The 13285-nt window shown below is 60.7% G+C and carries 10 protein-coding genes and 2 tRNA genes; 5 read left to right on the top strand and 7 right to left on the bottom strand.

The window, feature by feature from the left end; translation table 11 throughout:
- Nucleotides 1-49: 49 nt before the first annotated feature.
- Nucleotides 50-1459, top strand: coding sequence for a threonine synthase (thrC, locus tag QRN10_RS16650; protein WP_181078917.1), 1410 nt, complete (start codon nt 50-52; stop codon nt 1457-1459).
- An 81-nt stretch (nt 1460-1540) separates the two neighbouring features.
- Here thrC and QRN10_RS16645 read toward each other — a convergent pair whose 3' ends face one another.
- Nucleotides 1541-1783: a hypothetical protein gene (locus QRN10_RS16645; RefSeq protein WP_253509224.1), complete on the bottom strand. Its 243-nt coding sequence runs from the start codon at nt 1781-1783 to the stop codon at nt 1541-1543.
- A 325-nt stretch (nt 1784-2108) separates the two neighbouring features.
- On the opposite strand from QRN10_RS16645, the gene QRN10_RS16640 reads away from it, so the two are divergent.
- Complete coding sequence (locus QRN10_RS16640; protein ID WP_181078919.1) at nt 2109-2393, top strand: DUF3509 domain-containing protein; 285 nt, start codon at nt 2109-2111, stop codon at nt 2391-2393.
- 258 nt (nt 2394-2651) lie between these two features.
- Here the strand turns inward: QRN10_RS16640 and QRN10_RS16635 are convergent, their stop codons facing one another.
- On the bottom strand, nt 2652-3851 hold the full coding sequence (locus QRN10_RS16635; RefSeq protein ID WP_253509222.1) for a CaiB/BaiF CoA transferase family protein: 1200 nt from the start codon (nt 3849-3851) through the stop codon (nt 2652-2654).
- Between the two features lie 147 nt (nt 3852-3998).
- Between QRN10_RS16635 and QRN10_RS16630 the strand changes: the two genes are divergently transcribed.
- Together QRN10_RS16630 and recJ are read left to right on the top strand one after the other, a co-directional pair.
- The gene (locus QRN10_RS16630) at nt 3999-4541 is read left to right on the top strand and encodes a YaeQ family protein (RefSeq protein WP_253509220.1); all 543 of its coding nucleotides are present in this window, start codon (nt 3999-4001) and stop codon (nt 4539-4541) included.
- 62 nt (nt 4542-4603) lie between these two features.
- Complete coding sequence (gene recJ, locus QRN10_RS16625; RefSeq protein WP_253509218.1) at nt 4604-6313, top strand: single-stranded-DNA-specific exonuclease RecJ; 1710 nt, start codon at nt 4604-4606, stop codon at nt 6311-6313.
- A gap of 60 nt (nt 6314-6373) precedes the next feature.
- Here the strand turns inward: recJ and QRN10_RS16620 are convergent, their stop codons facing one another.
- From QRN10_RS16620 to QRN10_RS16605, 4 genes are all read right to left on the bottom strand, one after another.
- Nucleotides 6374-7654 (bottom strand): virulence factor family protein, encoded by a 1281-nt coding sequence (locus QRN10_RS16620; protein WP_285428722.1) that lies wholly within the window; start codon nt 7652-7654, stop codon nt 6374-6376.
- On the bottom strand, nt 7654-10296 hold the full coding sequence (mprF, locus tag QRN10_RS16615; protein ID WP_181078929.1) for a bifunctional lysylphosphatidylglycerol flippase/synthetase MprF: 2643 nt from the start codon (nt 10294-10296) through the stop codon (nt 7654-7656). The genes QRN10_RS16620 and mprF overlap by 1 nt, the downstream gene beginning before the upstream one ends.
- A gap of 266 nt (nt 10297-10562) precedes the next feature.
- A tRNA-Met gene (locus tag QRN10_RS16610) sits at nt 10563-10639 on the bottom strand.
- Nucleotides 10640-10846: 207 nt separating this feature from the next.
- Nucleotides 10847-10923: transfer RNA gene (locus tag QRN10_RS16605), tRNA-Met, on the bottom strand.
- Between the two features lie 279 nt (nt 10924-11202).
- On the opposite strand from QRN10_RS16605, the gene dinB reads away from it, so the two are divergent.
- Nucleotides 11203-12261, top strand: a complete 1059-nt coding sequence (gene dinB, locus QRN10_RS16600; protein ID WP_253509211.1) for a DNA polymerase IV — start codon at nt 11203-11205, stop codon at nt 12259-12261.
- A gap of 62 nt (nt 12262-12323) precedes the next feature.
- Here the strand turns inward: dinB and QRN10_RS16595 are convergent, their stop codons facing one another.
- The gene (locus QRN10_RS16595) at nt 12324-13277 is read right to left on the bottom strand and encodes a hypothetical protein (RefSeq protein WP_181078933.1); all 954 of its coding nucleotides are present in this window, start codon (nt 13275-13277) and stop codon (nt 12324-12326) included.
- Nucleotides 13278-13285 lie beyond the last annotated feature (8 nt).

Below are 13285 nucleotides of genomic sequence, written 5' to 3'. Positions count from 1 at the left end.
TTGAAGCTTGTCACTTGAAGCTTGAAGCCCAAACCGAAGGTTTGCCCCTATGCGCTACATCAGCACCCGCGGCCAGGCACCGGCCCTGAATTTCGAAGACGTCCTGCTGGCGGGACTCGCCACCGACGGCGGCCTGTACGTGCCGGAAAACCTGCCGCGCTTTACCCAGGAAGACATTGCTTCGTGGGCCGGCCTGCCGTACCACGAGCTGGCGTTTCGGGTGATGCGCCCGTTCGTCACCGGCAGCATTCCGGATGCGGACTTCAAGAAGATTCTGGAAGAGACCTACGGCGTGTTTTCCCACAGCGCCATCGCACCGTTGCGTCAGTTGAACGGCAACGAATGGGTGCTGGAGCTGTTCCACGGCCCGACCCTGGCATTCAAGGACTTTGCTCTGCAATTGCTGGGTCGCCTGTTGGACTACGTGCTGGCCAAGCGTGGCGAGCGTGTGGTGATCATCGGCGCCACGTCCGGTGATACCGGCTCGGCGGCGATCGAAGGCTGCAAGCACTGCGAAAACGTCGACATCTTCATCCTGCATCCACACCAGCGCGTGTCGGAAGTGCAGCGTCGCCAGATGACGACTATCTTCGGCGAAAATATCCACAACATCGCCATCGAAGGCAACTTCGATGACTGCCAGGAAATGGTCAAGAACAGCTTCGCCGACCAGAGCTTCCTCAAGGGAACGCGTCTGGTGGCGGTGAACTCGATCAACTGGGCGCGGATCATGGCCCAGATCGTCTACTACTTCCACGCCGCCCTGCAGTTGGGTGGCCCGGCGCGTTCGGTGTCGTTCTCGGTGCCGACCGGCAACTTCGGCGACATCTTCGCCGGCTACCTGGCGCGTAACATGGGCCTGCCGATCAACCAGTTGATCGTCGCCACCAACCGCAACGACATCCTGCACCGCTTCATGAGCGGCAACCAGTATGTCAAGGAAACCCTGCACGCCACATTGTCGCCGTCCATGGACATCATGGTGTCGTCGAACTTCGAGCGTCTGCTGTTCGACATGCATGGTCGCAACGGTGCGGCCATTGCCGGCTTGATGGACACATTCAAGAGTGGCGGTGGTTTCAGCGTTGATGAAGAGCGTTGGACCGAAACCCGCAAGCTCTTCGATTCCCTGGCCGTGGACGACGCGCAGACCTGCGAAACCATCGCCGAAGTCTACGCCCACACCGGCGAGTTGCTCGACCCGCACACCGCCATCGGTGTAAAGGCCGCCCGCGAATGCCGTCGCAGCCTGGATATCCCGATGGTGATCCTCGGCACCGCCCACCCGGTCAAATTTCCGGAAGCGGTGGAGCAGGCCGGGGTCGGCAAGGCTCTTGAACTGCCGGCGCATCTCACAAACCTGTTCGAGCGCGAAGAGCGCTGCACGGTGTTGGCCAATGACCTGAAGGTTGTGCAGGCGTTTGTGAGCCAGCATGGCAATCGCGGTAAGCCTTTGTAAGGCCCATCGCGAATGCAAAAACGCCGCTTTCCCTTCCTTGGGTCAGCGGCGTTTTCGTTTCTGGCAGGCCCGGGTCTCGCGTTACGAGAGTAGTTTCTGCGCGATCACGACGACTGTGCCCACAGCGGCATAGAAGCCTGTCGCGATAGCCACCGGGTACCAGAACGTCTCACAGGTTATCTTCAGCGATTCTGCGTGAAGTTTGTTTTGCTCTGCATTCATGCGTGATATCTCGGCATTCATCCGTGACACCTCGGCAAAAATACGAGACACCTCTGCGTGCATTCTGTCTGTCGACGTCTGCGGTTCATTGTGTTCCGCCATCGCTTTTATCCTTCGTAATATGGGCCTTTTGACATGCGCTTGTGTCTGCATCGCAGCGCGGCCAACGCTTATCGAGTATAGGATTCAGCCTCAGCCTCAGCCTCAGCGTTGGCGCCCGGCAAACCCCAAAACAGCAGCCCATTGCGTAAGCATTTATGTGCCGCCGTTTTTTGCCTGTCATGTTGCTAGCGCATGCTGGAGACGTCATCCCCCGGCGACCCCACATAAACAAAAAAGCGAACTTTCCTACGTCGCAACCAGTCACTAAGGAAAGATGCAGCTCCCGTTTACAAGAATGTTTGCGAACTATTGAGTGGTGATCGAGATGGAAATTATCAGCCTATTGCTCGAAGAAGCACTGAGCCCTTATCAGGTGACGTTGACCACCGCGGGTATGCAGGATGAGTGCTTGGTGACTGTCAGGAACCCTGCTGACGCGATCGTGGTCGAGCGTGAATTCGACCGCGCACAGTTGATGGACAAGCGCGGGCTGGTGGATGTGGTGGATTGCCTGTTGCGCGATATCAAAATCGCCGAAGGGCGGCTGGAACCGTCGGTGATCGCCGCGCTGCGCAATGCCGCCCAGACTCGCGGCGCCGTGCGCGCATGAAGAATTGTTTATTTATGGAAACTTCCTACAGCGTGCCCGGTCAGATTTCGTAACAGCAAGAGCAAACATTGTGCTCCGGTGTTTGTGGCTTGTTGTACTGGTCTTGTTGTAGGCCACGTTTAACCCCGAAGTGTCTCCCCACTCTTCGGGGTTTCTTTTTGCCTGCGATTTGTCAGGGCGGGGGCGACGCTACGCACCCGCCAGCCTTCTGTGCGCCCAGGCCGAACCGAGCAAGCCTTCGCCTGTGCCGATGGCGTATCAGATCGCGCCTTCCTCACGCAGGCGCGCAATCGCCGCCGTGTCGTACCCCAGCTCGCCCAGGACTGCGCCGTTGTGCTCGCCCAGCTGCGGGCCGACCCACTCGCAGCTGCCGGGCGTGTCCGACAGCTTGGGCACGATGCCAGGCATTTTGAAATCCTTGCCGCCGGGCAGTTGTGCCTTGAGGAACATTTCCCGGGCCAGAAACTGCGGGTCTCCCAGCATGTCCTCGGCGCTGTAGATGCGACTGGCAGGCACCTCGGCCTGGTTCAGTTGCGCTATGACCTGATCCAGCGGCAGGGCGTTGACCCAGCGGTCGATCACGCCGTATAGCTCATCGCGGCGACTGTCGCGACCGTCGTTGCTGGCCAGTTGGGGATCGTTGGCCAGGTCGTCACGACCGATGGTCGCCATGAAACGCTTGAAGATTGCGTCGCCATTGGCGCCGATCTGTACATGCTTGCCGTCCGCGCTGGTGTGGATCGAGGAGGGCGTGATGCCGGGCATGATGTTGCCGGTGCGTTCGCGGATGAAGCCGAACACGTCGAACTCGGGAATCATGCTTTCCATCATGGCGAAAATGGCTTCATACAGCGCCACATCGACCATCTGGCCCTGGCCGCCGTTGACCTCGCGATGCCGCAGCGCCATCAGCGCGCCGATTACCGCCCACAACGCCGCGATAGAGTCGCCGATGGAAATCCCGGTGCGTACCGGCGGGCGGTCTTCGAAGCCCGTGATATAACGCAGCCCGCCCATGGATTCGCCCACCGCGCCGAACCCTGGCTGGTCCTTCATCGGCCCGGTCTGGCCAAAACCCGACAGCCGCACCATCACCAGTTTCGGGTTGAGCGCGTGCAAGGTCTCCCAGCTCAGGCCCAGTTTTTCCAACACGCCGGGACGGAAGTTTTCGATCAGAATGTCGGCATCCGCCAGCAGTTGCTTGAGAATGGCCAGGCCATCCGGGTGTTTGAGGTTCAACGTCAGGGATTTCTTATTGCGCGCCTGCACGAACCACCAAAGCGATGTGCCTTCATACAGCTTGCGCCATTTGCGCAGCGGATCGCCGCCGTCCGGGGATTCGACCTTGATCACCTCGGCGCCGAATTCCGCGCAGATACGTGAGGCGAACGGGCCCGCGATCAGGGTGCCGAGTTCGATGACTTTCAGGCCGGCAAGCGGTTTGGCATTAAACGACATGGGGATCCTTGGCTGCGCAGAACAGGTGTGTGATGCCTTTTAACATAGGCGAGGGCCCAGGGATAAGGCGGATGCAGCGCAGTATTCGTGGATTGGCGTCGCCATCGGTTAGACTGGCCGCCTTTCCTTGTCTCTAGAAGCCCGTTCATGGCCCAGCCGTCCACGACCTACAAATTCGAACTTAACCTCACCGACCTCGATCGCTCGGTGTACGAGAGTGTCAAACAGACCATCGCTCGCCATCCGTCGGAGACTGAAGAACGCATGACCGTGCGGCTCCTGGCCTACGCGCTTTGGTACAACGAGCAGTTGTCGTTTGGCCGTGGCCTGTCAGATGTAGACGAACCGGCCTTGTGGGAGAAAAGCCTGGATGACCGTGTATTGCACTGGATCGAAGTCGGCCAGCCCGATGCCGACCGCCTGACCTGGTGCTCGCGTCGCACCGAGCGCACCAGCCTGCTGGCGTACGGTAGCCTGCGCGTGTGGGAAGGCAAGGTGGTGCCGGTGGCCAACAACCTGAAGAATGTGCACATCGCAGCCGTACCGCAGGAAGTCCTCGAGACCCTGGCCAAGGACATGCCCCGCGTGATCAAGTGGGACGTGATGATCAGCGAAGGTACGATCTTCGTCACCGACGACCGCGGCCAGCATGAAGTGCAACTGCAATGGCTGGTCGGCGAACGCGATTGAGTTCAGTTGATTTCAGCCTTGCTGTTTAACCGTTGTATTAGAAGAGAAGTGCCCGTCACCCCATGCGTATCGATCCCCGCCCATTGCCCGCCGTCCTGCCGTTTCTCGGTGAACTGCCCCCGCTGTTGACCCGCCTCTACGCCGCGCGCGGGGTGCAGTCCGAGGCCGAGCTGGACAAGAGTTTGGCGCGGTTGATTCCCTATCAGCAGCTCAAGGGCATCGACGCGGCGGTGGATTTGCTGGTGACGGCGCTGGAGCAGCGCCAGCGCATCCTGATCGTGGGCGACTTCGACGCCGATGGCGCCACGGCCAGCGCCGTCGGCACCCTGGGCCTGCGGCTGCTGGGCGCTGCCCATGTCGACTACCTGGTGCCCAATCGCTTCGAATACGGCTACGGCCTGACGCCGGAAATCGTCGCCGTGGCCCTGCAGCGCGAGCCGCAATTGCTGATCACCGTGGACAACGGTATCTCCAGCGTCGAAGGCGTGGCCGCGGCCAAGGCGGCCGGGCTGAAGGTATTGGTGACCGATCACCACTTGCCGGGGGAAGAGTTGCCGGCGGCGGATGCTATCGTCAACCCGAACCAGCCGGGGTGCACCTTCCCCAGTAAAGCCTTGGCCGGTGTCGGCGTGATCTTCTACGTATTGATGGCCCTGCGCGCGCGCCTGCGCGAGTTGGGCCGATACGCGAACACACCGCAGCCCAATATTGGTGATCTGCTCGATCTGGTTGCCCTGGGCAGCGTCGCGGACGTGGTGCCCCTGGACGCCAACAACCGCATCCTGGTGCATCAAGGGCTGGAGCGCATCCGCGCCGGACGGGCGCGGCCGGGGATCAAGGCGATCCTGGAGGTGGCCAAGCGCGACGCGGCGCGAATCACCTCTACCGACCTCGGCTTTATTCTCGGGCCACGGCTCAATGCCGCCGGGCGCCTGGATGATATGAGCCTGGGCATCGAATGCCTGCTCACCCGAGATGTTGCCGCGGCGCGCGAGATGGCCGCACAACTGGACGGCATGAACCAGGACCGCAAATCCATCGAGCAAGGCATGCAGCGCGAAGCCCTGGCCCAGCTCAAGGACTTGCCGGTGGACTCCATGCCCTATGGCCTGTGCCTGTTCGACCCGCAGTGGCACCAAGGAGTAATCGGTATCCTGGCGTCGCGCATGAAAGAGCGCTACTTCCGGCCGACCATCGCCTTTGCCGACGCCGGGGACGGCCTGCTCAAAGGCTCAGGGCGCTCTGTGCCGGGTTTTCACATCCGCGACGCCCTGGCCGTGGTTGCCAGCCAGCATCCCACGCTGATCGCGAAATACGGCGGGCACGCGATGGCGGCGGGGCTGACATTGCCTGAGGAAAACTTCCCACTGTTCGCGCAAGCCTTCGATGCCGAAGTGCGTCGCCAATTGCGCGAAGAAGACCTCACGGGCCGCCTGCTGTCCGACGGCACTCTGGCGGTGGAGGAATTCCACCTGGAACTGGCCCGCGCTCTGCGACATGCCGGCCCATGGGGGCAGCACTTTCCCGAGCCGTTATTTCACGGCGTGTTCCAGTTGGTGGAGCAACGTGTGGTGGGGGAGCGCCACCTGAAAGTGGTGCTCAAGAGTGAGTGCGGTTCGGTGAAGCTCGATGGCATCGCGTTCGGGGTGGATCGGGAGGTCTGGCCGAACCCAACGGTGCGTTGGGTTGAACTGGCCTACAAGCTGGATGTGAACGAGTTCCGTGGCAATGAAACCGTGCAACTGATGATCGCGCATATCGAGCCGCGCTGACCAAACAAAGGTGGGAGGGGGCAAGCCTCCTCCCACATTTTGATTCCTGTAAGGCCGATTTTATTCGGTTTTGGCCTGGTGCTTGACGATGATATCCACCAACCGTTTGGCCAGCGCCGGATAATTTTCGTCGAAGTGATGCCCGCCCGGCAGCTTCAAGGCTTCACCCACGGCGGTCTTGTCGGTGCAGCCGCTCTCGTCGACTTCTTCGGCACCGTAGATGCACACCACCTTGTCTGCCGGCAGCTTGGCCATTTCGGGTCCGGTGGCGGCTTCTTTACCGGCGTTACCCAGCCAGCCTTCCACTTCGATTTCAAAGCTGCCGGTACGGGCGAAGGCCAGCAGGATGATTGCATCGACCCGCTGTTGCTCGTTCTCCGGCAGGCGATTGTAAATGGCCGGCAGGACGTCGGCGCCGAAGGAGTAGCCGGTCAGCACGAAGCGCTTGGTGCCCCACTTTTGCCGGTAGTGCTGCATCAATTCGGTGAGGTCTTTGGCGCTTTGTTCCGGCGTCTTGTGCTGCCAGTAGTAGCGCAGTGTGTCGATGCCGACCACCGGGTAGCCGATCTTGGCCATCTCGCTGGCTACGTCGCGGTCCAGGTCGCGCCAGCCGCCATCACCGGAGAGGAACAGCGTTACCGTGTCCTTGGCCTGGCCGGCCGGCACTTCGACCACCGGGATCGCCAGCCCGCCGTTGTCCGAACCGACCAATTGCTTGCGCAGTTCGTTGTTCAGCACTTGCGGGTAATGAATGTCGTAGTCGCTGATGCTGGTGGTGGCGCGCGGCGTGTCACGTACGAAGCTGGCGCTTTCATCGTCAGGGTTGTCATTCCATGCCACCAGCCAGTTGCCGTGGGCGGCGGTTTTCGGCAAAGGATCCTTGCACCCTTCCTGCACAAGCGCAAAGCCGACCGAGATGGCGTTGGCCTTGTCGTCGTTCTGTGTGGCCAGCCAGCGCCAGGCCAGTGCTGCGCCAGGGCCGATGCCGCTGACCAGGGTGGCCGGGCCCTTGAGCTGCGCCAGGGCCTCTTGCAGGGCTTGTTCCTGCAGTTTGCAGTCATCCTTGGGCAGCACCACTTGCACGATCTGCGCCTTGCCGCCCTGGCTCAGGGCCAGCAGTTGGCTGTCGGCCAGCACGTCGTCGGCCAGCACGGCCACGATCACGCGGGCTTTGGCGGTGCCGGCCGGGGTCACACGGGTCAGCGCCGCGCCATCGGCCTGGGGCAATTGCTCCAGAGTGGGCTGCGGGGCAGGGCGGTTCCAGTACCAAAAGCCGCCACCCAGGATCAGGGCGAGCAGCACTACTAAGGCCAATACATACCGCCAGGAGCGTCGAATCATCAGCGTTTCACCAATCCAGTCAAGCCGCCCGCGATGAGGGCGGCGGTATCGGCCAGTGCCACCAGCGGATCGAGTCCTGCGGGCACGGCCATATAGCGAGGTTCCCAGTCAGGCTGGAATTTGTCTTTGAAGCGGCGCAAACCTTGAAAGTTATACAGTTGCTCGCCGCGACGGAACACCATCGAGCCCAGGCGTTGGGTCAATGGGGCGCCGCGTCGTGGCTGCAGGCCCGACAACGGCACCATGCCGAGGCTGAAGCGGGCGTAGCCATGGTTCTTATAGTGTTGAATCAGGCCGACCATCATGAACTCCATGGTCAGCTTGGGCGCGTCCGGGTGCGCACGCATCAGGTCCAGACTGGCCAGGTCATGGTTGTAGGTTTCGAGCAGGTTGGCGAAGGCCACCGGGCGCCCTTCGAAGCGAATGATCGCGATGCGAAAGTGCTTGAGGTAGTCATCACTGAAGCGCCCCAGGGAAAAGCCTTTTTCGCGCACATTCTTACCGGTAAGCCAGGCGTCCGAGATAACTTTTAATTCATCCATCGGCGCCGTGCCCGGCTCGCAGATCTCCAGGGACAGGCCATCCCGGGTGCCACGGTTCCAGGTGTAGCGCAAATCCTTCATCTCTTTGCCCTTGGCTTCCAGGTCAAAGCGCTTGAGGTCCACGCGGGCTTCCTCGCCCAGCTTGATCGCGGTCAGGCCGATGTCCATGTAGTACGGCAGATTCTCCGCCCGCACCTGGTAGAACACCGGGCGCGCATGGTGGATGTCGCACAGGTCGCGGAACTGCCAGATCATCTCGGCGCGTTGTTGGGTCGGCCCGATCGGGTCGTACAGGGCCACCAGGCTGCGCCCACGGCGGGCGTACATCAGGAACGCTTCGTCATTGGGGTGGAAGAGCAGGGCTTTGTCTCCCGTCAACGCCAGGCCACCGTCGGGTTGGGACGAGGCCATCAGGATCCTGGTGGCGCGCTCCAGTTCTTCCGGCGTGGGCAGATGGATCACGGGGCGCGCAGTACGCAGCAGCCAGGTCAGCGACACGATCACCAACAGCACGGCGGCGCCGAGCAAGGAGCGCAGGCCACGCGGGGCGTTGGCGTCGAGGGTGAACTGCCACCAGAGTTGGTGGCTGTAGGGGACGTCCTGGTAGGCAAACAACAGCAGCCAGATCGAGGCGCCCAGCACGCATACGCTGGCCACCAGGTACAGCGGCGAAAACGGCAGTTCGGTCAGGCGACTGGCGCGGTAGAACGAACGTCGGAAGATCGCCAGCAGCACCGCGGTCATGGTCATCAGACTGGCTTCTTCCCAGTCGAAGCCTTTAAGCAGCGAAAGCAGGGCGCCCACCAACAGCAACACCATGGTCAGCATCCAGGCGGCCGACAGGCGTCGACGCAGGCCCTGGGCGAGCAGCAGGCACAGCACGCCGATCAGGCTGGCACCGAAGTGGGAGGCGTCAATCAGGCGGTGGGGAATCAGGAAGCCGATGTTTTCCAGGCGTGAATCGATCTCCGGCGTGGCGCCGGAAAACAGCAGGACCACGCCGGACAAAAAAACCAGTACGGCCAGCACCGGGGCCGCCAGGCCCGAGGCCACTCGCAGGCTCTGCTGGGTCTGGAACAGGCGCTGGGCCTCGTTGACCAGCAGGAAAACGCAAGCGATCAGCAGTGGCAGCACCACGTAGATCATGCGATAGAGCAGCAACGCCGCCGCCAGTGGCGCGGCGCCGAGCTTGTCGGCGAAGGCTGCGAGCAGGATCGCCTCGAACACTCCCACACCGCCCGGTACGTGGCTGAGCACACCTGCGGCCAGGGCCAGCAGGTAGACCAGCAGGAACGGGCCGAAGGGCGGCGCTTCCGGCAGCAGCATATAAAGGACGGCGGCGGCGGCGGCAACATCCAGTGCGGTAATGACCAGTTGCAGGAAGGTCAGGCGACGACCCGGCAGGCGCAGGGTGCGGCGGCCGACCTTGACCAGCAGGTTGTCCGGATAGGGCTGTTCCGGCAAACGACGGCGATAGATACCGATGCACAGCGCGGCCGACAGTATCAGCACCGCGCCGGCAATACCGCCGAGCAGTATTTGCGGCAGATGCAGATAGCTGGAGGCGGCCGGCAGGTTGCTCAATGTCGCGATCGCGGCCAGCGGCGGCAGGGCAGTGCCCAAGGCCAGGCTGGCAAACACCGTCATGCGGGCTACTTCCGAGGCCCCGATGCCATGGCGTGCATAGAGACGGTAGCGCACCGATCCGCCCGAGAGCATCGACAGGCCAATGGCATTGCCGATGGCGAAGGCGGTAAAGCCGCCGAGGGCCAAGGTCTTGGCGGGCAGGTTTACCCCTGCGTAGCGGGCGCCGGAAAACTCATAGCCCAGCAGGATCACAAAGCCGGCGACGGCCGCAGCGAAGGCTCCCAGCAAGGCTGGCTTGGGCACTTCCAGGATCGAGTCGTGGAGAGCGTAGAGATCCAGTTCCAGCAACAGATGTCGGCAGGCGATCAGGGCGATGGCGAACAGCAGCAACGTCACTGCCAGGCCGATCGGCTGTCGGTATTTGCTCAACAGATCGAGCCAGCGCAAACGGGTGGGGGCGATCGGTTGGGTTGCTGTGACGGAATCTTGTGGTTCAGACGAGTTGGCGCGCATCAATCACCTCGTGGATTGTGCGCGACAGGATGGAGGTATCCAGCCAAGTTACCAATCCCTATGGACAAAATAATTACAAATATTAACGCGTATCACCGGGTGCGGCGACTGCGGCCATTGGTCGTAGAGGAGTAAGCATAGCGCGTGATCAGATGGACTCCACAAACCGTGTGCGGTTTCATGAAATATGCCATCTCATTGTTTCAGAAGAACTTTTTCTTCAGATACAAAAAAGGCCACTCTTTCGAGCAGCCTTTTTTGATGTTTGGTTGCGGGAGCCGGATTTGAACCGACGACCTTCGGGTTATGAGCCCGACGAGCTACCAGACTGCTCCATCCCGCGTCTGTGGGCGGCATTCTACAGTCCAGCGGCGAGGTGTCAACCGTTAATGGCCCGATGGGTCAAATAAGTGTGAATCGGAGGCTGCATACCGGTCAGGAGCGCTAAGTGCGCGGCGACTAAAGATTTTTTTGTCTTACAATTTTCGTACAGATGTAAAACAGGCAGGCACAAAAAAGGCCACTCTTTCGAGTAGCCTTTTTTGATGTTTGGTTGCGGGAGCCGGATTTGAACCGACGACCTTCGGGTTATGAGCCCGACGAGCTACCAGACTGCTCCATCCCGCGTCTGTGTGTCGGCATTCTACAGAGGAACGCGAGTGTGTCAACCTGTGATTGCAAGAAAAGCGCTTTGGGTTCAATCGGTTAGCTCTCGATAACGGCTTCCTTGACCGCACGGGCCCAGGCAGGCCGAGGGTTTCAGCTCTATTGCGCGGCTTGTTTCGATTGAGAAATTAAATCTCATCAGGAAAATTCCTACCGCTCAGACGGAAGATTCAAACTACTGGTGCTATATACAGGGGGTGAGTGCGATACTGAACGCCCGTTGGATTACCCCTTCTATTTATGACGCAGCGCAAAATCATCCACGTCGACTGTGATTGCTTCTACGCCGCCATCGAGATGCGCGATGACCCGAGCCTGGCCCGCAAGCCACTGGCCGTGGGCGGCTCGGCGGATCGGCGCGGGGTGATCGCCACGTGCAACTATGAAGCACGGGCCTACGGTGTGCGTTCGGCAATGTCGTCACGGCATGCCCTGAAGCTGTGCCCGGACCTGACCATCGTCAAGCCGCGCATGGATGCCTATAAAGAAGCGTCGAAGGAAATTCACACGATCTTTCGCGACTATACCGATCTGATCGAACCGCTTTCACTGGATGAGGCTTACCTGGACGTTTCCGACAGCCCGCATTTTGGCGGCAGTGCCACGCGCATCGCCCAGGACATCCGCCGTCGGGTTTCCAACCAACTGCACATCACCGTGTCTGCTGGCGTGGCGCCGAACAAGTTCCTGGCCAAGATCGCCAGCGACTGGAAGAAGCCTAACGGCCTGTTTGTGATTACCCCGGACCAGATTGAAGATTTCGTCTCCCAGCTGCGTGTGAGCAAGCTTCATGGGGTGGGCAAGGTCACCGCCGACAAGCTGGCACGCCTGGGTATCGAGGACTGTCTGCAACTGCGAGAGTGGAACAAGCTGGCGCTGGTACGTGAATTCGGCAGTTTTGGCGAGCGACTATGGAGTCTCGCCCGTGGGATTGATGAGCGCGCGGTGCAGAATGACAGCCGGCGACAATCCATCAGTGTGGAAAATACCTACGATACCGATCTGCCGGATCTCTCAAGTTGCCTGGCCAAGCTGCCTGAGCTGATGGAAACCCTGGCCGGGCGCATGGCGCGCATCGACAGCAGTTATCGGGCGGGCAAGCCGTTCGTTAAGGTGAAGTTTCATGACTTTACCCAGACCACCTTGGAGCAGGCCGGGGCAGGGCGGGATCTGGAGAGTTATCAGCAGCTACTGACCCAGGCGTTCAATCGCGGTGGGAAACCAGTGCGTTTGCTGGGGATTGGCGTGCGCTTGCTGGACCTGAGTGGCGGTAACGAACAGTTAGAGTTCGCCTGGTAGAAACCGCCAGTCAAAATGTGGAAGGGGCTCCTCCCACATTTGATCTCCAACCCTTTGCGCTCTCAGCGTGCGCCTGGATCCGCTACGAGTCGCCCTGCATCCTTGGTCAACGCCTGCAAAAATTCCTGCTGCAACTCAGGATCATTGCGGGTCAGTTCGATCAGGCTTTGTTCCAGCTCGCTGGCTTCTTCTTCCAGGCCCAACTCCGACAAGCGTTTGACGCGGTGCACCCACTGGCTGACTTCGTCGTCTTCCAGGTCGTCGTAGATCAAACCGTGGGCTTCGAGCAACTTGCCACGCAGGGTGTGGCTGATGGCCAATGTCGAATCCACGTGCACATCGTCCTGACCATCCTCCACATTGATCTTCAAGGTGGTGACGTGGTTCAGGTCCTGCTCGGCAAAGGGGCTGTCCAGCAAATTCAGGCGCAGCACGCCGTTGCGGTCGGTGGTCAGCTCATGGGTCTGTTTGCCGGCAGTGACCTGGACCGGACGTTCGCTCCAGGGCAGGCTCGAATACTCCAGGCGCTTGTCGCGCTGGACTTCATCGATACCGGCCAGATTCTGCTGCGCGCGACCATGAGACTGCACGTTCATGAATGGGTTGAGCCCGTCCACGCCGTAGATCAGCCAATCATGGGTCACGCTCGTCGGCAGGTTGCCGAGGGCGAAGATGTTCGCCACGTTGGCGCCTGCACCTGCTACCAACGCCACCGCACCCAGTGGCATTTCATACACTTCGCGCCAGGGTTGGTAAGGCGTATAGCGGTCATAACGACGGGTGACTTCGAACTCGGTGACCTCAAAGGTCTTTTGTTCGTGAATGCGCACCCGGCGTTGCGGCAGTTCCAGCACTTTGGGCTCGCCTACATCGATCTGCAGGCTGTGATCGAGCAATTTGCGCTCGACCCGCTCCTCGTGCTCGCTGCGTTGCGACATCTGATTGGCGCAGCCGCTGACCAGCAGGGCGCCGCACAAGGCGGCGCCCCCCAGGGCTCTGGTGTTTCGCTTGAACATGACTTCTC

The organism is Pseudomonas sp. lyk4-R2A-8, from assembly GCF_030209095.1.
Classification (GTDB): Bacteria; Pseudomonadota; Gammaproteobacteria; order Pseudomonadales; family Pseudomonadaceae; genus Aquipseudomonas; species Aquipseudomonas quebecensis.
The sequence above is the reverse complement of the archived record's forward strand: the minus strand, read 5'-3'. Positions and strand labels throughout refer to the sequence as shown.

Coding starts and splice junctions, on each gene's coding strand:
- thrC (WP_181078917.1), top strand. CDS start 50: ATGCGCTACATCAGCACCCGCGGCCAGGCACCGGCCCTGAATTTCGAA.
- QRN10_RS16645 (WP_253509224.1), bottom strand. CDS start 1,783: ATGGCGGAACACAATGAACCGCAGACGTCGACAGACAGAATGCACGCA.
- QRN10_RS16640 (WP_181078919.1), top strand. CDS start 2,109: ATGGAAATTATCAGCCTATTGCTCGAAGAAGCACTGAGCCCTTATCAG.
- QRN10_RS16635 (WP_253509222.1), bottom strand. CDS start 3,851: ATGTCGTTTAATGCCAAACCGCTTGCCGGCCTGAAAGTCATCGAACTC.
- QRN10_RS16630 (WP_253509220.1), top strand. CDS start 3,999: ATGGCCCAGCCGTCCACGACCTACAAATTCGAACTTAACCTCACCGAC.
- recJ (WP_253509218.1), top strand. CDS start 4,604: ATGCGTATCGATCCCCGCCCATTGCCCGCCGTCCTGCCGTTTCTCGGT.
- QRN10_RS16620 (WP_285428722.1), bottom strand. CDS start 7,654: ATGATTCGACGCTCCTGGCGGTATGTATTGGCCTTAGTAGTGCTGCTC.
- mprF (WP_181078929.1), bottom strand. CDS start 10,296: ATGCGCGCCAACTCGTCTGAACCACAAGATTCCGTCACAGCAACCCAA.
- dinB (WP_253509211.1), top strand. CDS start 11,203: ATGACGCAGCGCAAAATCATCCACGTCGACTGTGATTGCTTCTACGCC.
- QRN10_RS16595 (WP_181078933.1), bottom strand. CDS start 13,277: ATGTTCAAGCGAAACACCAGAGCCCTGGGGGGCGCCGCCTTGTGCGGC.